Origin of the sequence: Algoriphagus aestuariicola (genome assembly GCF_017254835.1) — a bacterium.
Lineage (GTDB): Bacteria > Bacteroidota > Bacteroidia > Cytophagales > Cyclobacteriaceae > Algoriphagus > Algoriphagus aestuariicola.
Map to the genome: position 1 here is coordinate 429784 of NZ_JAFKCW010000004.1, position 21306 is coordinate 451089.

Here is a 21306-nt window from a genome sequence, read left to right on the forward strand (position 1 = left end):
AGTTAAAAGTTTGAGTTTTCCAAATGGATAAATTCCCCAAAACTAGAAAGGAAAATCGGCCTTTCAAGCGCCTTGCTTGACTCTATTTTAATTGTACTTCAGTGATCCATGAAGCTTAGGGAAATTGATGATCTGTGAAAAAAAATCCCCTGTGTATTGCAGGGGATTTGAGAGGAGGGGAATTTGAATTTCACTCGGAATCTTTGGCTGGATTTTCAGTTTTCGTCTCATCTCCTTTGAGGTAGCTTGGAAGGTTGAGACCCGCCATGTTGAAGAGATCATTCAGCGGCGGGACGGTTTTCATCATTCCTGATACAAAGTTTGCGGTTGAGTTGTTTCCGCTTTCATTTTGTCCGGAGTCCCAAACCGTGATCTTGTCTATTTTGATGTTTTTGACGGCTTCCACCTGGGTTTTGACCAGCTCGGGAAGTTTTTCGATTAACAGCAATTGGAAGGCTTTGGTCGGATCTCCTCCGGCAGCGCTGACGACGTCTCGATATCCCTCTGCTTGTTTGGTCAGAATCTCGTAAAGACCCTTTGCTTCGGCTTCCATTTTGGCGTAAATGGCATCCGCCTCACCTTTGGCCTGTTCCCGGATTCGCTCGGCCTCCGCTTGCGCTTCGATGATTGCACGTTGCTTGGCGATCTCAGCGGGTACGACAATGTTTGCGTTTTGGGTGGAGCGTTCCCGTTCGGCTCGGGCAGTTTCCGCTTTTTGCTCTGCCAGATAGGCTTCTTCCAGTGCTTTTGCCTGTTGGACTTTTTCGGAAGCCAAGGCGATCCTTAGTGCTTCCGCTTCTTTTTCCCTTCTCAGTGCATCTGATTGGGCGATGGAGATTTTGGCTTCGTTTTCTCCCCTAATGGCGATGGCATTGGCTTCGGAAGTTTTCACCCGGGTGTCCCGCTGCGCTTCTGCTTTTCCGATACTTTCTTCCTTTTGGGCTTCGGCGATGCTCACTTCCCGATCCTTGAGTGTCACGGCGATTTTCACATCACGATCCCGCTGGGTGTCGGCGATCTGTACGTCTTTTTCCCGGTCTGCCAGTGCCTTTCCGGTTTCCCCGATTTTCTCCTGCTCGGCTACCGAGATTTTGGCTTCATTGATTGCTTTTGCCGCAGCTTCCTTGCCTAGCGCTTCGATGTAGCCGGATTCGTCCTTGATGTCCGTTACGTTGACGTTGATTAGTTTGAGACCAATTTTCTTGAGTTCGGTATCGACGTTTTTGGAGATGTTTTCCAAAAACTTGTCCCGGTCGGAGTTGATCTCCTCAATGGTCATCGTAGCAATCACCAGACGCAGCTGTCCAAAGAGGATGTCTTTAGCCAACTCTTGAATCTGCTCGTGGGCAAGACCAAGCAGTCTCTCGGCGGCCGTATTCATGGTGTCTGCATCTGTGGATATTGCAATGGTGAAGCGGCAGGGGACATCCACACGGATATTTTGGCGGGAGAGGGCGTTGGTGAGATTCGCCTCGATGGAGATTGGTTTGAGGTCGAGATAGGCATAGTCTTGGATCACCGGCCAAATGAAAGCCCCGCCACCGTGGATACATTTGGCTGATGTTCCTCCGGTCTTGCCATAGACGACCAGGATTTTGTCTGAGGGGCAGCGTTTATAGCGCGAGATTAAGGCGATGATGGTCACAAAAATGACAAAAGCACCCGCCAGGATGAGTATTAGGGGATCCATAAAAGATTGGGGTTAGATTTTTTCTACAATAAGGAGGGTTCCGCCCTCGATGCCGACCACTTTGACGGCAGCGCCAGTATCGATTTTCTCTGAAAGCGAAATTGCGTTCAGCTCTTTTTGGGAGCCGTTGATACTAATGGAAATCTTTCCAGTTCCCTGTTTTAGAGCGGGAATGGTCAGGTACACGGTGCCTGACTTCTGCAGGGCGCGTTCCAACTTGAAGGTATTATCTTCGGCCAGCTTGGTGATTTGTTTGATAATAAAGAAAAACAGCCAGACAAAACCCAGCCCTACAGCCGTGGCCAAAAGGATCAGCAGGGTGTAATTTTCTATGGAGTGGTAAAAGGTGATCCCAGTCCAGCTGAAACCCAGCAGGAAATTGATCAGATTTCGAAGTGTGAAAAGTTGAAAGGGGGCGTCCATTCCTTCCAGGTTGCCATCAAAGTCTGCGTTGATGCCATCCCCGGAATCAGACCCGATGAAGGTTAGGATAGTCTGAAACAAAAAAATAAGTGAAGTGGGTAAGGCAATGTACCAAAGCGCCCGGAGCGATGGCTCCATTTCGGCTAAAAATTCCATAGTGCTTAGTGGTTAGCGGGTGAAGGATTGTGTGTTTAATTATATCTTTAATTTTTAAGAATTGCAAAAGAGAAAGCAATCAGAATGAAAAAAACAGTCGCTCTTTAAAAACTCCCTGTTCATTGAAGTTATCTTCCTGATAAGCATAAAAAAATCCCCCGAGACATTTGCAGCGGGGGATTTCTATATTTCTGACCTCACCTTTTCAGAAAGCTCTCTCATCCAAGTGCTCGCCGAGCTGAAGTCTAGGAACACCCTTGGTCATCCAGTCAGGAGCCGGTTGGCCTTTGAGATGGTGATCGAAGAATTCCATCATGCGGACGGCGTAATCCTTGCGATTTTCCGTCTTGCCCAGTCCGTGGTTTTCGCCCAGATACTGCACCATAATTACCGGCTTTTTCAAGCGACGGAGCGCATTGTAATATTCCACGCCTTGTGTGAAGTCCACTGCGCCGTCCTTGTCGTTGTGCAAAAGCAAGAGCGGAGTCGTTACGTTTTTCACATGATAAATCGGGCTGTTCCGCTCATAGGCTTCCCAGTTTTCCCAAGGGCCTCCTCGGAATCTACCCTGAGATGCTTCAAAGATGGACATGTTTCCTCCGCCCGAGTTCCAGTAGATCAGGTCGTACATGGAGATCATGTTGGTCAGTGGCGCCCCGGCGGCGGCGGCCTTGAAGCGTTCGGTTTGGGTGATCAGGAATGAAGTCTGGTAGCCTCCCCAACTGTGTCCGTGGATTCCCATTTTAGTCTCGTCTATGACTCCCGTCTTGATCGCGGCATCTACGGCCGGGAGTACCGCCCATACAGCAGACATGCCCGGATCGTCCATTTTGTAGACGATATCTGGGATCAATACCGCGTAGCCATTGCTGGTATAGAGCGACGGGTTCCAGCCTGTACCGCTATAGCCGGGATTGGACCAGTTGTGCAGGGTCTGGGAAAGCTTCTCGTAATAGTAGATGACGGTTGGGTATTTTTGCCCTTCCACGTAGTTGGCAGGGAGGAAAAGAGCCGCCTGGAGCGAGTCGCCTTTAACAGTGACGTAGTCAACTAATTTTACGCCAGAAGACCAAGCAAACTTGCCTGCGTCAGGAGCGTTTTCGGTGACTTTTTTGCCGTTCGTAAGAGAAGCGTCGGTTAGATAAACTTGAGTAGGCTCGTTGAATTTCTCCTTGGTGTAGGTAAACACTCCCGCTTTCTCCGCCTTGCCAAGTCCAGCGATCATGGCGTCCTCCCAGAGAAGAACTTCAGCGCCAGGAGTCAGGCCGCCTTTCTTGGCTGGCGACAAGGTGGCGATTCCGCTTTTCTTGGTGTTTTCGCCATAGATGCGGATGTAGTTGGTTTTGGATAGGTCAATTCCTTTTTCCTCCGGATCCAGGATGAAGCGGTATTGGTAGCGGATTTTTTCGCTTCGACCGTTTTGGGTGAGGTTGATGGCCTTTTCTTTTCCAACCACGGGCACTTGCCAAATATCCCAATCATCACGTAGTAGCACATACTTGCTGTCACTGCTCCATCCTAGGGGACTGACGAGGGGCTTGGTGACGTTGTGATCGTCTTCTACATCAACAAAGGTCACCGGAAGGCTTTCCGTGATGTTGGCGTGGGTTTTGGCAACGATGTCGTAGATGTAAAAATGCCCGTCTTTTCCATACACCAGCTTTGTCCCATCCGTCGAAGGTCTAGGATAGGAACCGAAGGAAGGCTGGTAAAACTTCTCGAAAAGTTGGGTTTTGGCACCCGTCTTCAGGTCGATGATATAAAGGTCTCTGTAGGACTGCCCATCCAGATTGCTTTGGAGCTCATAAGACTGGTTGTCCGAACCCAGCGCATAGAGCTGCTTCGGAAGGATGCTGAGGTCCTTCATGCTGCTGTCTTGGAGCGCGGTGTGCTTCTTGGAAGCGACATCGTACATCGCCCAGAAGCTGTAGTTTTTGTCCATGTTTTCCAGCACTTGCTGCCGGGACTGGAGGCGGCTGTCATTCCAATGCCAGATGGTCATTTCTGGCTTTTTGGTGTCCGCTTTCTTGGGAGAAGTCTTGCCTGAATCGAGTTTGGCGATGGCTTTTTGAAGGTCTGAGATGGACTTTATCGTGGTGTCGGCCATGATCTTAGAGAGCTTTTCGGAATCAGCGACTGCTAGGGAGTCTTTGTTCAGTTCCTTTTTGGGAGTCTCTTTTTCTGCCAAAACCAAAGGGTGGATACCGTAGAAGATCCGGGTCAAGTCTTCGCTCCATTCCGGCTTGCGGTTGGGGCTGATGGTGTACTTTTGGTCAAACCCGCTGCTGTCCTTGGCGGCTTCATATAGCGTCACCTGTGGACTGGAGAGGCTTTTCACGCCAAGGACTGCGCCACGATCCTGCTTGTACTTCTTGTCTTTTTTCATCTTGAGCGCGGTGAATGCGTCACCCTTTTCCGTCCAGTTGATGCTCTGGTAGCCGGCTTCGTCGGTGTCCAGCACTTGGGTGGAGTTGCTGGCCAAAGTCAGGAGGTAAAGCCCATTGCCCTGGGAATTGGCGGCATCGACGGTGTAGGCGAGGTGAGTGCCGGCCTTGTTGACCGAATGCTCGCGGACATTGCCAAGGTTTTGGGACTTGCCGGAAGTCAGGTGATGGATCAGCAGATCGGAGCCTTTGATGTCCGCGTTTCCCTCTTTGGGAAGATTGATGATCAGGTGGGAAGAAGCGTCGGCATTAAAGCTGAAGCCGCCCGCGTTTTCAAAGGTTTTTTTCTCGTCCGTCCCCAACTTGATCAGGTGAACCTTCTCTTTCAGCGGCTTGCCTTTGGACTTTTCGTTGGCCTGCTTTTCGGAGAATTTTGGAGACTCCTTGAATGCCAGCCAATGGCTGTTGTCGCTAAACTCAAAGTTGGGGAAGTTGGTATTGCCAATGGGAAAGGATTTTTTGCTGTCCGGGTCGAAGACTTTCTGCAGGATCAGTTCGCCGTCCGCTTCCAGTCCGATGATGCCGTAGGCGATCCATTGTCCATCAGGGGAAAGTTTAAAAGCACTGCCTGGCATGTATTTCCAGGTCGCGACGTCCTTCCAGGACATGGGCTTGGTCTGCTGGGCTTGCGCAAAAGTGGCCGTTAAGCAGAGTAGCCAAACTAATAGAAGGTATTTTCTCATGGGGTAGAGTTTTTTTGGAAATGGAAAATAGGCGTTTTTTCGGATGCTTCGAACATAGTTTTCACTATCGGTCGAATTTAGATGCAATCAAGTTGCTTTTGAAGGTGGAATTGATTTCATTGACTATGTTTTACTTATATCATGGATAATGAGAGTCAAAATTTGTTTTTTGTGCTTATTCGGCTTGTTTTTTTTCGGCTGCCGGGAGAAATTCCCTTATCCTGTCGGGACCTTCCCGGAAGATCTGCCAATCAATATAGCGGAACTGAATTCGGAATTTGATGAGATGAATTCGGATTACATACCACCCTACTTGACTTTGGATCTGAATTTTATCTATTCTTCCAACGCAAAGAATTTGGGGGTCGACTTTGATCTGGAGCCGAGATCTTTGGTTTTTACATGGGACAAGGAGCTTGGAAAGTTTTCCTATGCGGCTAGCAAAAACTACCCAGAATCGCAGGTGACGATCAATCGACTTTTGGAAGTCAATTCAGAATGCAACGAACGCGGGCCATATTCCTTTGGAGGCCGTCTTTTCTTTTCCCAGGACTGCGCCGGGTTTGCGCACATCTTTGGAAGTAGCTTCCGAAACACCGATTCCTTCAACCAAGTAGAGGCAGATATTTACAGGCTACAGCTATTTGAGGAAAGTGTAAATGAAATGTATCCCAGTTTTTTTGGGCATAGCTATCGGGAAGTGAAAGGGAGTCGTCAAGTAATAGCCGAGAAATTTTTGTTTAGTGCTGACATAGACGGCCGCTTCGATATCTACGAGATCGCGCTTCGCTCTGATTTGGATCCGCTGGAATTCTTGACTAGTGGCATGACTAAATCCATCAATAAGCTAGCTATCAACACTCCTTCAAACGACCACATGCCCTTTGTCTATGGGGATCTGCTGGTCTTTTCCTCGGATCGGCCGGGAGGATTTGGAGGGTATGACCTGTACTATTCCTTGAAAACCGCCGATGGATGGGAGGAGCCGGTGAATTTCGGCCCGAAGATCAACTCGGAATTTGATGAATTCCGTCCGGTGGTTTCCGACGCGGTTGATTTCAGCAATCGCCTGATGATCTTTTCCTCTAACCGTCCTGGAGGAATGGGAGGATTTGATTTGTATTTTGTGGGGATTGAGAAGTTTTGAAGGAAAACCAAGTAAATAGGGTTGCCGATCTCGAAATGTTGAATATAAACCAATTGTAAATTGGCAAGGATACTAGGGTGGAATTGCAAATTCGCCCCAGACACTAATTGGACTTTTGGGTCAGAGTAGAATCTACTCCCAGCGGGGGGGGTTGATCTGTATTTTGTGGGGATTGGGAAGTTTTGAGGAAAAGACCTGTCAGTTTTCTAAAACCTGACAGGTCTTTTGTATCTCGGCTTTCTGATTTCCTCCTTCAGAACCTACGGCATGCTGTAGACGATCTTCCCGCCCAGCACCGTCATCGCCACCTTGGTTTTCAGGATCTCCTCCTCTGGGATTTCCATGATGTTTTGGTCGAAAACGGTGAAGTCCGCCACTTTCCCCACTTGGATCGAGCCTTTGAAATCCTCTTCGAATTCGGCATAAGCGCCATCCAAGGTGTAGGACTTTAGCGCTTGCTCGCGGGTCATCTTCTGATCGCCCTCGTATCCGCCATCCGGCAATCCCTGTAGGGTTTTGCGAGTCACTGAGGCATAAAATGAAGGAATCGGGTCTACCGGCTCCACTGGGGCATCGGTTCCGTTGGTCACGACAGCACCACTTTGCATCAGCTTTTGCCAAACATAGGCTCCGTCGATAATGCGCTTTTCCCCCAATCTGTCTATCGCCCAAGGCCGATCTGAGCTCAGGTGAATGGCCTGCATGGCTGCTATCACGCCCATCTGCCCAAATCTGGGAATGTCGTCCGGATGGATGTGCTGGGCGTGCTCGATGCGAAATCGGAGATTTTTGGCATCCGGATTTTTGGCGAAAGCCGCCTCATAGCGATCCAGGATCTCCTGATTGGCGCGGTCGCCTATGGCGTGTGAGCAAACCTGAAAGCCTGCTGGAATAGCTTTTTCAGATACTTCAGACACGACTGACATCGGCAAAGTCTCATGGCCGCGATGGCCCGGACGGTCGGAGTAATCCTCCAAAAGCCAAGCGCCACGAGAACCCAAAGCGCCATCGCAGTTGAGTTTGATGGATCGGACGGTCAGCAGGTGATCTGCGGTGTCTATCATCGGTCCTTTTTTATACCAGGCCTCCAAAAGCTCCGGCTCTCTGCCGGTGAGCATTACGTATTGGCGCACCGTGAGCTTGCCTTCGTCTTTGAATTTCTGAATCAGGTCGATGGTGGCTTGATTGGCTCCGGCATCATGGAAGCTGGTGATTCCCTTTTCGTTGAGCTCTTTCAATGCCAATGTGAGTGCTTCTGCAGCGCGCTCGGGCGTTTCTTCCGGAATCAATCTGGAAACCAAGCCCGAGGCTCTTTCGGCAAGGATGCCGGTTGGGTTGCCGAGTGGGTCAAGGATGATCTCGCCGCCTTCGACTTCCTTGGGGCGCTCCCCTTTTAGGTTGCTGATACCGGCAAGCTCCAGAGCTTTTTCATTCACAAAGGAAGCATGACCGGAGGCGTGGGCCAGATAGACGGGATTGTCCGGTGTCACCGCACTCAGGGCATCATGCGTCGGGAAGCCTTGGACGGTTTTCTCGGGCATCTCGATCCACTTGTCCTGATGCCAACCGCGACCGGTGACCCAGTCGCCCGGTTTGGCTTTGGCAGCGGCTTCGGCCACTTTCTCCACCAGCTCGTCATAGGTTTTGACATACATCAGGTCGAGTTCCAGCTTGTTGTAGCCAATGCCCATGAGGTGGGCATGCGATTCGACCAGGCCGGGAGTCATGGTTTTGCCTTGGAGGTCGATGACTTCGGTGGCGTCTCCGACGTAGGTTTGGACTTCTTCAGAGGTGCCAACGGCGAGGATCATCCCGTCCTTGACGGCGACGGCCTCGGCTTTGGGATTGGCTTCGTCGACGGTGTAGATGACGGCATTCAGGAATACCTGGTCGGCTGGGGTTTCGGGGCCTTTTTTACAGGCAAAAAGCAGGGTGAGGACAGCTAGGAAGTAAAGTTTTCTCATGGCGCTTGGTTTCTTCACCGAAGCTACCGGATTTTGCCCAGCCCTACAAAACCGATCCTGTAATCAGCGAATGAGGATCTTTTTGACCAAGACCTGTTTGTTTTCAGATTCCAGTTGAAGGAAATACAATCCGGGACTCAGGATTTGAGTTTGGAGAATTACTTCTCTATTCGCCGGAATGTCGAGTTGATCCATCAGAATTTGACCCAGTGAATTGACTAACTGGCCTGTGGAACCTTGATTGGTGATTACGGTAGTCGGTCCGGAACTCGGATTGGGGAAAAGCTTTGCCAAGAATTCGTTCTCGTTGGGGAACTCTGAAGTGGTGGCTTTTAGGTAGACTATTCCTCCTCCTCTAGTTCCTAGGATAAGATCAGGAACTTCCGAAAAATCAGGTTTGACCAGAGTAATCCAAGTGTTTCTCCCCAGTCGGAGCGGAAGATTTTGAGATCCTATTTTGACCAAGACTTCTTCCCGGACATCCGAGTTCATGAAGTCGCGAATCAGAAAGATCCGCCCGGTCTGATCTACCGAGTAGAGATTTGGGGTTTCACCCGAGGTCAAGGCGATGGCCAGGTTTCGGTTGGCGGGATTGTCTTGAAATCCGAGGAAATTGGCGGTATTGAGCGTTACGGATCCCACTTCAAAATCGACGTCGTAAAGCGTCAAGCTGCCGTTTTGCGCAGCGACGAGCAGTTGGTCTTTTCCCCTGAATGAGAAAAACTCCAGCTGATCCCCTGTCCGAAGGGTTAGACCAGGCAGTGAAAACTCCTCCCAATTTTCGCCAGCGCTTCGGTAGATTACTTGGCTTGGAATCCCGTTGGTCCTGCGGATGCCGGAGGCAAGAAAAAGCTGCGCCCCGTCAGCAGCGGAATGTTCGATGAGCTGGATGTCAAGTAAGTTTAGGAGAGAAAGGTTTCCGAAGTTTTCGTCATCCGGAATGAAAGCTCCGTCGGAATATCTAAAATGGGTCGCTCGACCGGTGGTGGGAGCTCCCGAAGAGAAAATCTGATTGGAAGTGATCCAGAGCTCGCCAAAGGATTCATTTCCACGGAAGAGCGGCCGGGTGTTTTCTCCCAGGTCGTAGAGTTGATTTTGCAGGATAGGTTTTGCGAATGTTCCCGCGGGGTTTCCCCAAAACACGGACTGTGCAAAGTCTATATTGTAGCTGGCAGAGGCCTCGTTGGTATTGAGGCTGATCACCAGTTCCCCGTTGATCCACTGGCCGACATGGAAGCGGGGAAAATGGGGTAGCCCGCCATAGGGTGGCACCTCGTTGGAAAACTCGGTGAAAAGCGGTTGATCGGAGGTGCCAGAATTGGGAAGAAAGTAGAGCGTGTTGCATTCGTCCCGACCCAAAAGCAAATCCGGAATATCGTCTCCATCAAAGTCTTGGTACAAAATGCTATGTCCACCGGCGTGGAGGATTCGGTCATTTTCATTCGGATCGATTCGGAAATCGATTGGCCGACCGTCGCAGCGCTGGCCAAAGGCAAATTCCCCGCAGGCGCAGAACACAAAATTCCCCCAATAGTCTACTGGAAAAGCAAATCCGTCGATGTCTGCCGAACCCTTGCGCTCTACCGAGGTATTGCGGAAAAATTCCAGAAAGTCCCCTTGGGCAAAGTTGAACAGCACCAAATCCAGATCCCCATCTCCGTCCAAATCTTGTAGTAGCGGGGTATCTAGGTTGTTTGCCGGGATGTTATTGGCGCCGTCGAGGCGAAGGTAGTTTTGGGCTACAGTCCAGGAGATTTGTCCGCCCTGGGAGGTATTTCGGTAGGCTTTGATCCCGAGTGGCGTGGAGGTGAACAGGTCTTTTTTGCCATCTCCATCGAAGTCGGCCAAGACCAGAAATCCGCTGATGTCGGCCGGAAAGTAGTAAGACAGCTCCGGCAAGTGGGTGAATTTTTCGCCGTCTTTGGCAAAGACCTGCAGCTGCCCGGAATTGATGTCCCAAGTGACCCACTCCTCTACTCCGTCTCCCGTCAGGTCGATGGTCTGGATCTGCGCGGAGTTGATTCCTTGAGAAAATGGATTTCTGATAGGTGCGCCACCGAATAGGATGGTTTTGCTCTGATCCAGCTCGAAAACGGTCTGGGGAAAAGCCTGCGAGAAGATCAGGATAAAAAGTAAGGTAAGGGTTTTGGACATGGAAGGGTGGTATCAAACACCAAAATAAAACGAAACAAGCGTCCCAAAGATGTAGATCATTGCGTTATTTTGGGTACAAATTTTCGCCAAAAATGAATTTGGATATTCTTTACCAACTCTTTCTCAACAGCACCGGAGTCAGTACCGACACACGCAAAATCAATCCCGGAAACCTCTTTTTTGCGCTGAAAGGCCCAAATTTCAATGCCAACGACTTTGCTGCCAAAGCTTTGGAAGCTGGTGCTTCCGCTGTGGTGATCGATGAGGCAAAGTATTTTGTGGAGGACGACGAGCGCTATTTTATCTGTGAGGATGCGCTTACTGCTTTGCAAAAATTGGCGAATCACCATCGCCGAAAACTGGATATCCCTGTGATAGGTTTGACTGGTTCGAATGGAAAGACCACTTCCAAAGAGCTACTCAACGCAGTGTTGAAACAGAAATTCAAAACCGTCGCCACTGTCGGAAACCTGAACAACCACATCGGCGTGCCTCTTACTTTGCTTTCGATAGGAAAAGATGCCGAAATCGCCATCGTCGAAATGGGTGCCAACAAACCGGGAGACATTAAGGAACTTTGTGATATCGCAGAGCCGACACATGGTTTTATCACCAATATAGGCAGGGCGCATCTGGAAGGAATGGGCGGCCCAGAAGGAGTGTTGAGGACAAAAACCGAATTGTTCCAATTCCTGCGCGAAACCGCTGGAACTGTCTTTATCAATTCCCAAGATCCGATTTTGGCCAATTTGGCGAAGCGCTTCGAAAAGCCGATTCTCTATCCTGCCAAAGGCGATTTTTGCGAGGTGACATTTATTGAGGCTAATCCTTTCGTCAAATTCTCGACGGAAGGCGTGGAGGGCGAGCAACTCACGTCGCTGATCGGGGCCTACAATTTTGGAAACATTGCGAATGCGTTGACGATTGGCAAGTTTTTCGGAGTGCCGATGCAGGCGGCTGTGCATGCGGTGACGGAATACAAACCTGCCAACATGCGCTCCCAGCTAATGGAGAGGCGCAGTAACCTCATCATCCTCGACGCCTACAACGCGAATCCATCCAGCATGGAGGTGGCGATTCGCACTTTTGGGCAAATGACTGGAAGGAAGCATAAGATGATCATCCTGGGCGACATGTTTGAGCTGGGCGATCATGCCGAGGCCGAGCATCGCCGACTGGGCGAGATCGTCAGTGAGTATGGGATCGACAAAGTTTGTTTTACGGGAAAGCTGATTGTGTCCGCCTTGGAGAAAGCCCCAAAAGCCTTGTATTTCCCGGATCCATTTTCTCTTAGAAACTGGCTGGAAGACAGCAAGCTTGAGGACTATCTCATTCTGATCAAAGGCAGCCGCGGCATGAAGCTGGAGACTTTGGTGGATTTCGTGTAATCTTTCGAGCTTAGACTAGTCCAAGTTGCTCGCATTCTGCACATACTCGGTAAAGTTGCTCACCGTAAAGACTCTTGAAGCTTCGCCGTCCTTCAGCTTGTATTCCACTTGCCGAATCCTTCCCGTTTCTTTTCCATCCAAGAAAATCGGAAATCTTCTTGCAAGGGTGGTTTCAACAATTGAAAATTCATCTTTTCCTTGGTATCCGGAGCTTATTTCGGGGTTATGACTGATTTCTGGAAAGGAAATCTGACTCATGGATTTGCCATTGTTTACCGAATACCCGATGACATCGCCCTTGCCATCCGGAGCTTGAGTGTAGATGAGGACTTCGGGGAATCCGTCAGAATTTAGATCCTCCACTTCTGCATTCACAACTGTTCCTTGGATCTGGTGAGTTACGGCCCTGTCGTCCACCGTCAAGCCAAAAGGCAATATGGTGAGCTTTTCGCCAGTGGCTTCTTGCAGACTTGAGATGTTGAATCCGATATTTTGGAGCATCAGCACGCTGGTGAAAAGTGTTTTGTCGAGTTGTGAGTTGTCAAATGAGTCGGTGACTTTCTTGTATTCGCCGGCAATGGAAGCCCCTCCCGAGCAGTAGAAATTTAGAATCCCGCTGTCCTCGTCTTTTTCCGTTTGGATCGACACAGAGCTTTCAGAGAAGATGAATAAAACGGGTTTTCCGTTTACGAAAGCCTTATATGAATTCGGCCCGTTTTCATCGGCCAACGTGTTAAATGTGCAGGTGGGGGATTTCTTGTCCGCTCGGGAGCGCACCGCAATGGCAAGTTTTCCGTTTTCCCGTGCCGTCACCAAGACTGCTACCCAATCATCGCCATCTATCCGGCGCTCATATCCGTCTGTAACATAGCTTCCTAAGACTACCGGTACTACTGTGTCATTTACTGTGGCTGCAAGAGGTTCGACTTGCTCTGATGCTTGCTCTGGTTTGCATCCCAGCATAAAAAAGTTTAGCGTGCAGGCAAAAAGGAATAGGCGTGGCTTAGAAGACATGTCAGGGAGACTTTTATGCTAAAAAAGAGAAGGTTTCGTTGGTTAACTGGAATGCCAACTTTCTCATTAAGTTAATAACAAATGGCTTCATCGAGCAAAAAAATGGTGTAAAAGCCTCTGATCCCTTGGTAAATCAGGTTAATTTTCACACCCTGAACTTCATTTTTATAAAGCGATGCGACCCTATCTGGAATTTCTTTCTGCCCTAGCCGAAAACAACCACAAAGATTGGATGGATGCCAACAAGAAATGGTATCTCGAGACGAGAGAGACTTTGTTGGAAGATGTGGCCTTGATGCTGAAACAAATCACCGAACTTGAGCCAGCTCTTGCCGCTTTCAAACCAAAGGACTGTATCTTTCGCCAAAACCGGGACATCCGATTTTCCGCGAACAAAGATCCCTACAAGACCAATTTTGGGATATATTTTGCTCCGGGAGGAAAAAAATCCCCTGGCCCCGGATACTACGTACAGATTCAGCCGGGCAACTCTTTTATTGCTGGCGGAATATGGATGCCTGAAGCCGATACGCTCAAAAAGATCCGTAAGGAAATCGACTACAGCGGTGCTGAGCTTGTACAAATCGAAAACGAACCTCAGTTCAAACAGCTTTTTGCCAAGATCGATGGGGAAAAACTGAAAACCAGTCCCCGGGATTACGACTCGGATCATCCTTATATAGAATACCTCAAGCTCAAAAGCATCACCGTATCGCATCCTATTTCGGACAAAGCGGTTGATTCGGGGGTCTTTATCCAGTTTGCCTTGGATGGGTTCCGCAGGATGAAGCCGTTCAACGACTTTTTGGCTAGGGCTATCGAAGAAGTCGAGGACGGATCGGGGATTTTGTAGAATCCAAAGATCCTATCTCCAAGAATCAAACGCTCAGTGATAGGCTCGCCAGTCGCTCAAGGGTAGCTGCCACACCGTCTTCCTTATGGTGCAGGGTCACTTCTTTGGCGACAGCTTTTACTTCGGGTCGGGCATTGCTCACAGCGACTCCCCAGCCTACGCTCTGGAGGAGGTCTATGTCGTTATAGTTGTCTCCAAAGGCTACCACTGAGTCAATCCCAAAGTCAAATTCATGGGCTAGAATTTTTTTCAATCCCGTAGCCTTAGAGATCGAACGAGGCGCAATTTCCAGATAGGTGTCGCTGGATCGATAGAGGTGCAGGTCTTTGGCGTGTTCCCAATGCAACTCTCCAAAAAGCCAGGAAATATCTTGGGAGCTCCCCATGCACATGACTTTGTGTGCGCCGGAATTTCCCTTGGTCCAGAGTTCCACCACATCCATTCCCCTCATCCAAGTGCATTGGACTTTGGTATTTTTGACTTCACGCTGGGACCAGTAGTCGTCTTTCTCTTCGTACCAATTCTCGCCCTGATAAAGACTGACATGGATTTCGGTTTTTTCGGTAAGGCGAAGGATTTTCTCCACCAGACAAACCGGAATCGAAACGTCCTCAAGGACTTCACCTTCCGAACTCAACACATAGCCCCCGTTGTATGCTATCAGCGATTGCGGATGCTTGCCAAGATCCAATATCAAATGCCGCATGGCATCCGGCATACGCGAGCTGGCGAGTATAAGCGGAAACTCTGGCGGTAGCTTTTTGATGACTGACTTGAGGCGGGGGGAAAGATCCCGCTCGGAATTAAGAAGGGTTCCGTCGATATCGGAACAGATGGCTTTGTAGTTCATTAGTCTATGGAATCCCAGTCAACCTGGTCGGCGAAGTTCATGAAAAATCCGAAGCCCAGCAATCCAACAATCAAAAGAGCAATTACGATTGCGATCAGTTTGACAATCAGTTCTGCCTTCGCCCAGTTGGCTTTTTCCGGTTGAGTATTCTTGTCAACGGCCCAAACGATCAACATGATAAGTCCGATCAACGGGATTTTGGAAACCAGGACATTGATGATCCAATCACCGAGGGATTGGGGAGCTTTTTGGAATTCGGGAGGAAAGTTCATGGCGAGGTGGGTTCGGGTTAGAAATCTTTTACATCGAAAGTATAGTCCTGCATTGCAATATTTTGAGGATTGGAAGGGTCTGATTGCAGAAACTGGACAGTGATTTTTTGATAGTCTATCGATCTTTCGAAATCCCTGAGGTAAATCTCCGCACATTTTCTGGCCAATACTTCAGGTTGGCCACCTAGGGCCAGAGGATCGCCGTTTTCCAATTTGAGGAAGATCGTGGATTCCGTCTCTCCGTCCGTGGTGGATTGGCTCATACTGACGCTCATACCCTGAAATTTTCCCAATGCTCGAATTTCTTCAGAAGGCATGAATCCTTCTCCCATCATCGCTTCCATTCCGGAAAAAGCGAATCGTGCGATGGTTTCTGGTTCGCAGGAGCAGGAAAACAAGGAAAATGTAAGGAGGAATAGGCAAAGACGGCTACGCATGACGAAAGATAGATCATGCTAAAAATAAACATTCTCAGGTAGATCTTTTCGAAACGATCAAAATCACCCGCTTGTCTGCGGCTTTGCCCAAATTGCTAAAATTCGGGAATGGGATTGGATCGATGAGCTTGATGGTGTATTCAGACGTAGAAAATTCCTCCTGAAAGCCTGAGGCTTGTGGGATATTGCTGAGCTGTAGATCATAGACAGTGCCGTCTACCCGGAGCTCTCCATCTACCATGATCATTCCCGCCCAAATGCAATTCCCATCACTGGGACAGCGGGAATCCTGAATTTCGGAAATGGTTATTGAGATGTTTTCGGGGCAGTTTTCGAGTGCTTCGTTCACAGCAATTTCAAACTCGCTGCCAATTTTAAATCCGCGGCAATCCTCATTGCAGGACGAAAGGATCGAGCAACATAGAAGGAGGAATACAATCAACAGTCGAGTCATCGCGTTGGAAAATGAAACTGAGATATAGCTAAAAGACGTTTTTGTATCATCGCCTGCTACAAATAAGAGTGCGCTGAGACAAAATATATGGCAGGGAGTTAAAAAGTGAGTAAAAATACAAAAGGCAGTCCGAAAACAGCCTTTAAACGTGGAGGATAACGGATTCGAACCGATGACCTCCCCGCTGGCTAGCGGGACGCTCTAGCCCGTCGATCCCGATGAGGCAATGAGCCACTCGATGTATCTGCGGCTTTTTTTGCGTTTGATCTCCAGTTCCCTTTTGAGGGCCAAAGAACGGTTTTCCACCGTTTCGGAGTATCTGACAGACCATTCCGGCGCACCGGATTTGGTGTAGGGAGTAAGTCCTGAATTATGGTGCCTCAGGCGTGATTCAAGGTTTTCGGCGGATCCGACATAATATTTCCGGGTCTTTGTCGAGAAAAGGATATAGACAAAATACATCTGCGACGGTAAAAAAAAGTGTTCAAAAAGACAAAAGGCAGTCCGAAAACTGCCTTTAAACGTGGAGGATAACGGATTCGAACCGATGACCTCCCCGCTGGCTAGCGGGACGCTCTAGCCCGTCGATCCCGATGAGGCAATGAGCCACTCGATGTATCTGCGGCTTTTTTTGCGTTTGATCTCCAGTTCCCTTTTGAGGGCCAAAGAACGGTTTTCCACCGTTTCGGAGTATCTGACAGACCATTCCGGCGCACCGGATTTGGTGTAGGGAGTAAGTCCTGAATTATGGTGCCTCAGGCGTGATTCAAGGTTTTCGGCGGATCCGACATAATATTTCCGGGTCTTTGTCGAGAAAAGGATATAGACAAAATACATCTGCGACGGTAAAAAAAAGTGTTCAAAAAGACAAAAGGCAGTCCGAAAACTGCCTTTAAACGTGGAGGATAACGGATTCGAACCGATGACCTCTACACTGCCAGTGTAGCGCTCTAGCCAACTGAGCTAATCCCCCAAACGGAGTGCAAATATAGAACGGGAATAGTTTCCCGCAAACAAAACTTTACTCTTGGGAATAATTTATTCTGGTCAGAATGCTTCTGCCTAGCGTGACCTCATCGGTGAACTCGAGTTCGCCCCCGACGGGAATACCCCGTGCAATCGAACTTACTTTCACGCCACTCTCCTTAAGTCTTTTGCTCAAATAGAATGCGGTGGTGTCTCCCTCCATCGTGGCCGAGAGCGCCAGAATGACTTCGGATACTCCACCGCCGGAGATTCGGTCCATGAGGGTTGCAAAATTAAGTTCCTCGGGACCTATGCCTTGGATAGGAGATATGACTCCACCCAGGACATGATACAGCCCCTGATATTGGTTGGTGTTCTCGATGGCGAGCACATCCCTAATATCCTCTACCACGCAGATAGTCGCCTTATCCCTTCGGTGGCTTTTACAGATGCTGCATTCGTCTTGGTCAGAGATATTGTGACAGATTTTGCAATAGCGAATCTCCTCCCTCATTCGGGTGAGCGCGAGGGACAGGGCCTCCGTGACTGCTTCGTTTTGTTTTAGGAGATGCAGGGCAAGTCTTAGGGCAGTTTTCTTTCCGATACCCGGGAGTCGGGAAATTTCGGTGACTGCATCCTCGATTAGTTTGGATGGGAAATTCAAGGGAATCGGGATTAAAGTATTGCAGCCTGGATGCCGGCTTCAAGGATGGCCTCGCACATAGGCTTCAATTCCTCCTTTGAGCCTTTCTTTACCGCACATTTGCCTTTGTAGTGGATGATCAGCGTGCACTGCTCGGCTTGCTCGTGGCTATGCTTGCAGACTTTCATCAGTACGGCTGTGACATGCTCAAATGTGTTGAAGTCGTCGTTAAAGACCACCAGATCAAGTGCTTCCTGATCCAGCAAATCCTCCAGCAGGATTTCCGATTCCTCGATGTAGGGCAGGGATACGCTTAGTTGGTTCATTTTGCAAAATTAAGAATAATAGACAACTTAGCGACCCATTCAGCCCCTCTTTATGGATCCCCAAGTAGTTTTGTCGGTCATTTCGGCCTATTTTCTTTTGCTTTTTTTGATCTCTTGGTTTACCTCTCGGCAGGTGACCGCCGACACCTTTTTCACCGGAGACCGGCAATCGCCTTGGTTTTTGGTAGCTTTTGGGATGATCGGCGCGTCGCTTTCCGGCGTGACCTTCATTTCCGTGCCAGGGGAGGTGGGCAATTCGAATTTCTACTATTTTCAAGTCGTCCTCGGCTATACAGTAGGCTATTTCACGATTGCGAAAGTATTGTTGCCGCTGTACTATCGACTCAACCTGATCTCGATCTACTCTTATTTAGAAGACCGTTTTGGCTTTTGGTCGTACAAGACCGGTTCATTTTTCTTTTTGCTTTCGAGGGCCTTGGGCTCATCTCTCCGGCTTTACCTCGTAGCTAGTGTGCTTCAGCTGATTCTTTTTGACGCATTAGGGATTCCTTTTTGGGTGTCGGTATTGATTACTGTCGGCTTGATTTGGCTCTATACGTTCAGGGGAGGGATCAAGACTGTTGTATGGACAGATACCTTGCAGACGGCATTCATGCTCTTGGCGGTGGTGATTACCATGGTTTCCATTGGCGGCGAACTTGGGCTACAAAGCCTAGGCGACTATGTTTCATCCATAGCTGATGATAGCCGTTCCCAGATCTTCAACTGGGACTGGAAGGCAGGCACCAACTTCTTCAAGCAGTTTGTATCAGGCGCGTTTATCACTATCGTCATGACGGGATTGGACCAAGACATGATGCAGAAAAACCTGACCTGTAAAAGTCTTGGGGAAGCGCAGAAAAACATGTTTTGGTTCACCACTATCCTCGTGATTGTGAACCTGCTTTTTCTTTCCCTCGGCGTCATGCTCTATCTCTATGCAGAAAGCAAGGGAATCTCCCTTCCGGCAAAGTCGGACCAGCTCTTCCCCATGCTGGCAACGGAGCATTTTTCCGCTTTCGCGGGCATCGTCTTTGTACTGGGAATTACCGCCGCAGCCTACTCCAGCGCCGATTCCACGCTGACCGCACTGACCACTTCTTTTTGCATCGATTTCCTCCAAATCGAAAGGAAATACCCGGCGGAAAAGCGCGTCGCCGTGCGTAAAAAAGTCCATATCGTCTTCACTGGCTTATTTTACCTTCTGATCTTGGCCTTTTATTGGCTCAATGACCAAAGCGTGATCAACTCGGTATTCATTATCGCCGGATATACCTATGGACCGTTATTGGGACTGTATTCCTTTGGCCTTTTTACAAAATGGAAGGTCAAAGACCGTGTAGTGCCGTATATGGCGGTACTGAGTCCCCTGTTGACGTTTGCAATCGCATCCAATTCGGAAAAGCTGTTTTGGGGCTACAAATTCGGCTTCGAAGCGTTGATCTTGAATGGAGCCTTTATGTTCTTGGGCCTCTATTTAGCCCGTCGGAAAGACTAAATCCCCAGCTCTTTCTCCGGGTCCCAAAAGAGCTTGTCAAAATCCCGGATCTTGTCGTTCTCCACGACCACACCTTCCGATTCCAAGAGTGCCTGCATCCGCGTGGGCGGTACAAAGTGGGCCTTTCCCGTAAGCAGTCCGTGCCGATTGACTACTCGATGTGCGGGTACGTCCGATAGGGTATGGGCGGCGTTCATCGCGTAGCCGACCATCCGGGCACCGCTCTTCAGTCCCAAATAGTGTGCTATTGTACCGTAGCTGGTGACTCTTCCCTTTGGGATTTCGCGCACGACCTGGTAGACCAGGTCAAAGTAGTTAGGCTTTTCGCTGCTCATGGCTCCAGTCAATCAGGGCTTGGTTGATTTCTTTTTTGACGGTGATTTCTGTTGATTTCTCTCCCGTTTTGATCGGGAATTGATACCGTACCAGAATGGTGTCGGCTTTACGCTCGATGACATTGAGCTGAGCTCCCTCTGGGAAGACAGTGTCTTTATATTTCTCCAGTTTGGATTCTAGGCTTTCCTCCAGCTTGGCTAGATGAACTTCGCTGACCACGGATATCTCCACGTCGAAGATCACCTGGTGCGTATTGTTTTTGGAAAAGTTGACTACATCAGAGGTCAGGGCCATGGAGTTGGGGATCAGGATGAGTTCTCCCGAATCGTTTTTGAGGACCAAATTGATCAGGGTAATGTCACGAATAAAGCCGGTGTGCTTGCCTATCTGGATTTTGTCACCGATCTCAAGCTGGTCCGAAAACATCATGATCAGGCCATTGACGATGTTGGTGATGTACTCTTTCGTCAGCAAGGCAATCGCCGCGGCGACGATGGTGATACTCGTCAGAAACTCCAGCGGTCGAATACCGAAGGCCAGCATCATGGATATCAGCACAGCGATGACGTTGAGCAATGTAGCGATCCTATCGATGCCGATCATAAAATTGGGCTGGACCTTGGAGTCCTCCCGCTGCTGGAGATAGATCCTTAGTGTGATGATTCTTCCGAGAGAGATGATAAGGTTGGCACTGAGCAAAAAGATCACCGCGCGGATCATGTGGCCCAGCATGCTGTATTTTTCGAGGATGGGTCTCAAGAACGTATCGCCAGCATACAAAACTTCCAATATGACCAGAATGATGAGTTTTATGGCAAAGTTTCTTCTTCTCGCGTTTTCCTTAGTGCGTATGCTGCTTTTTAGGTGATTCATGTTCAATCGAAAAATAAAGGCTAATTTTAGCAAATATAGGACTGAATAGACGGACAGATGAGCAGAAATATTATCGTGACAGGCGCAGCTGGGGCCCTCGGAAGGGCAGTTGTTGAGAAGTTTAAGCGGGAAGGATATCACGTGATCGCGCTGATCCGCCCTGACTCCGACGAGGCGGTGGAAGAAGCGGATGACAATTACGAAGTCGACGTCACTGACGAAGCTGCCGTGACAGATTTTGTCAAGGAATACCAAATCCAATATGGAGAGCTTGATGCTATCGCCATGTTGGTCGGCGGCTTTGCAGTGGGAAGCCTAGAGGAGACTACCCAAGCAGTTCTTTCCAGGATGATTCAATTGAATTTTTTCAGCGCTTTTCAGATAGCGAGTGGATTTCTTCCTTTGTTGAAAAAGCAGCAAAGGGGAACCTTCCTTTTTGTCGGTGCACGCCCAGCGCTCCAATTGGCGGATGCCAAAGGGGCTGTGGCCTATGCTTTGAGCAAAAGTCTGGTGATTTCCCTTTCGGAAATCCTTGCCGAAGAGTGCAAAGGCACCGATATTCGCACCCACGTTTTTGTGCCGAGCATTATTGATACCGAAGCCAACAGGAAGAGCATGCCCGATGCCGATTTCGGCAAATGGGTAAATCCAGTCGAAATTGCCGACGCGATGCATTTTGCGGTAAATACCCCTTCGCTGAGAAACGTGACTTTTAAACTATATGGAGGCGTCTGA

The 21306-nt window shown here is 49.1% G+C and carries 21 protein-coding genes and 1 tRNA gene; 5 read left to right on the plus strand and 17 right to left on the minus strand.

The window, feature by feature from the left end; all coding sequences use genetic code 11:
* Nucleotides 1-190 precede the first annotated feature (190 nt).
* The 3 genes from J0A67_RS18055 to J0A67_RS18065 form a co-directional block, all read right to left on the minus strand.
* A complete protein-coding gene (locus tag J0A67_RS18055; protein ID WP_206570796.1) occupies nucleotides 191-1690 on the minus strand; it encodes a flotillin family protein in 1500 nt (499 codons plus the stop codon).
* Between the two features lie 12 nt (nucleotides 1691-1702).
* On the minus strand, nucleotides 1703-2269 hold the full coding sequence (locus J0A67_RS18060; RefSeq protein ID WP_206570797.1) for an NfeD family protein: 567 nt from the start codon (nucleotides 2267-2269) through the stop codon (nucleotides 1703-1705).
* 205 nt (nucleotides 2270-2474) lie between these two features.
* Nucleotides 2475-5396, minus strand: coding sequence for a S9 family peptidase (locus J0A67_RS18065; protein WP_206570798.1), 2922 nt, complete (start codon nucleotides 5394-5396; stop codon nucleotides 2475-2477).
* 148 nt (nucleotides 5397-5544) lie between these two features.
* Between J0A67_RS18065 and J0A67_RS18070 the strand changes: the two genes are divergently transcribed.
* Nucleotides 5545-6543, plus strand: coding sequence for a TolB-like translocation protein (locus tag J0A67_RS18070; protein ID WP_206570799.1), 999 nt, complete (start codon nucleotides 5545-5547; stop codon nucleotides 6541-6543).
* 260 nt (nucleotides 6544-6803) lie between these two features.
* On the opposite strand, the gene J0A67_RS18075 is transcribed toward J0A67_RS18070, so the two are convergent.
* Both J0A67_RS18075 and J0A67_RS18080 read right to left on the minus strand, forming a co-directional pair.
* Nucleotides 6804-8507, minus strand: a complete 1704-nt coding sequence (locus tag J0A67_RS18075; protein ID WP_206570800.1) for an amidohydrolase — start codon at nucleotides 8505-8507, stop codon at nucleotides 6804-6806.
* A 63-nt stretch (nucleotides 8508-8570) separates the two neighbouring features.
* Nucleotides 8571-10661, minus strand: coding sequence for an FG-GAP-like repeat-containing protein (locus tag J0A67_RS18080; protein WP_206570801.1), 2091 nt, complete (start codon nucleotides 10659-10661; stop codon nucleotides 8571-8573).
* Nucleotides 10662-10753: 92 nt separating this feature from the next.
* On the opposite strand from J0A67_RS18080, the gene J0A67_RS18085 reads away from it, so the two are divergent.
* Complete coding sequence (locus J0A67_RS18085; RefSeq protein ID WP_206570802.1) at nucleotides 10754-12049, plus strand: UDP-N-acetylmuramoyl-tripeptide--D-alanyl-D-alanine ligase; 1296 nt, start codon at nucleotides 10754-10756, stop codon at nucleotides 12047-12049.
* Nucleotides 12050-12064: 15 nt separating this feature from the next.
* Here the strand turns inward: J0A67_RS18085 and J0A67_RS18090 are convergent, their stop codons facing one another.
* Nucleotides 12065-13063, minus strand: coding sequence for a hypothetical protein (locus J0A67_RS18090; RefSeq protein WP_206570803.1), 999 nt, complete (start codon nucleotides 13061-13063; stop codon nucleotides 12065-12067).
* 175 nt (nucleotides 13064-13238) lie between these two features.
* Between J0A67_RS18090 and J0A67_RS18095 the strand changes: the two genes are divergently transcribed.
* The gene (locus tag J0A67_RS18095; protein WP_206570804.1) at nucleotides 13239-13916 is read left to right on the plus strand and encodes a DUF2461 domain-containing protein; all 678 of its coding nucleotides are present in this window, start codon (nucleotides 13239-13241) and stop codon (nucleotides 13914-13916) included.
* A 25-nt stretch (nucleotides 13917-13941) separates the two neighbouring features.
* Here the strand turns inward: J0A67_RS18095 and J0A67_RS18100 are convergent, their stop codons facing one another.
* The 9 genes from J0A67_RS18100 to J0A67_RS18140 all read right to left on the minus strand — a co-directional run bounded on the left by J0A67_RS18100 (nucleotide 13942) and on the right by J0A67_RS18140 (nucleotide 17864).
* Nucleotides 13942-14766 carry a Cof-type HAD-IIB family hydrolase gene (locus J0A67_RS18100; protein ID WP_206570805.1) on the minus strand — a complete coding sequence of 275 codons (825 nt, stop codon included), beginning with the start codon at nucleotides 14764-14766 and terminating at the stop codon, nucleotides 13942-13944.
* Nucleotides 14766-15038, minus strand: a complete 273-nt coding sequence (locus J0A67_RS18105) for a hypothetical protein (protein ID WP_206570806.1) — start codon at nucleotides 15036-15038, stop codon at nucleotides 14766-14768. Before J0A67_RS18105 ends, J0A67_RS18100 begins: the two co-directional genes overlap by 1 nt.
* 17 nt (nucleotides 15039-15055) lie before the next feature.
* Nucleotides 15056-15475, minus strand: coding sequence for a hypothetical protein (locus tag J0A67_RS18110; RefSeq protein ID WP_206570807.1), 420 nt, complete (start codon nucleotides 15473-15475; stop codon nucleotides 15056-15058).
* 34 nt (nucleotides 15476-15509) lie between these two features.
* On the minus strand, nucleotides 15510-15824 hold the full coding sequence (locus tag J0A67_RS18115) for a hypothetical protein (RefSeq protein ID WP_206570808.1): 315 nt from the start codon (nucleotides 15822-15824) through the stop codon (nucleotides 15510-15512).
* Between the two features lie 306 nt (nucleotides 15825-16130).
* Nucleotides 16131-16391 (minus strand): GIY-YIG nuclease family protein, encoded by a 261-nt coding sequence (locus tag J0A67_RS18120; RefSeq protein ID WP_206570809.1) that lies wholly within the window; start codon nucleotides 16389-16391, stop codon nucleotides 16131-16133.
* 114 nt (nucleotides 16392-16505) lie between these two features.
* Nucleotides 16506-16766, minus strand: coding sequence for a GIY-YIG nuclease family protein (locus tag J0A67_RS18125; protein WP_206570809.1), 261 nt, complete (start codon nucleotides 16764-16766; stop codon nucleotides 16506-16508).
* 62 nt (nucleotides 16767-16828) lie between these two features.
* Nucleotides 16829-16902 (minus strand) — tRNA-Ala (locus J0A67_RS18130).
* Between the two features lie 48 nt (nucleotides 16903-16950).
* Nucleotides 16951-17559, minus strand: a complete 609-nt coding sequence (recR, locus tag J0A67_RS18135; RefSeq protein WP_206570810.1) for a recombination mediator RecR — start codon at nucleotides 17557-17559, stop codon at nucleotides 16951-16953.
* Nucleotides 17560-17570: 11 nt separating this feature from the next.
* Complete coding sequence (locus J0A67_RS18140) at nucleotides 17571-17864, minus strand: ATP-dependent Clp protease adaptor ClpS (RefSeq protein ID WP_206570811.1); 294 nt, start codon at nucleotides 17862-17864, stop codon at nucleotides 17571-17573.
* Nucleotides 17865-17916: 52 nt separating this feature from the next.
* Between J0A67_RS18140 and J0A67_RS18145 the strand changes: the two genes are divergently transcribed.
* A complete protein-coding gene (locus J0A67_RS18145) occupies nucleotides 17917-19362 on the plus strand; it encodes a sodium:solute symporter (protein WP_206570812.1) in 1446 nt (481 codons plus the stop codon).
* Here the strand turns inward: J0A67_RS18145 and J0A67_RS18150 are convergent.
* Together J0A67_RS18150 and J0A67_RS18155 are read right to left on the minus strand one after the other, a co-directional pair.
* Entirely contained in the window at nucleotides 19359-19697 is a 339-nt protein-coding gene (locus tag J0A67_RS18150; protein WP_206570813.1) for an MGMT family protein, read from the minus strand. The two genes, J0A67_RS18145 and J0A67_RS18150, sit on opposite strands and share 4 nt — an antisense overlap.
* A complete protein-coding gene (locus J0A67_RS18155; RefSeq protein ID WP_206570814.1) occupies nucleotides 19678-20571 on the minus strand; it encodes a mechanosensitive ion channel family protein in 894 nt (297 codons plus the stop codon). Before J0A67_RS18155 ends, J0A67_RS18150 begins: the two co-directional genes overlap by 20 nt.
* A 57-nt stretch (nucleotides 20572-20628) precedes the next feature.
* On the opposite strand from J0A67_RS18155, the gene J0A67_RS18160 reads away from it, so the two are divergent.
* Nucleotides 20629-21306: an SDR family NAD(P)-dependent oxidoreductase gene (locus J0A67_RS18160; protein ID WP_206570815.1), complete on the plus strand. Its 678-nt coding sequence runs from the start codon at nucleotides 20629-20631 to the stop codon at nucleotides 21304-21306.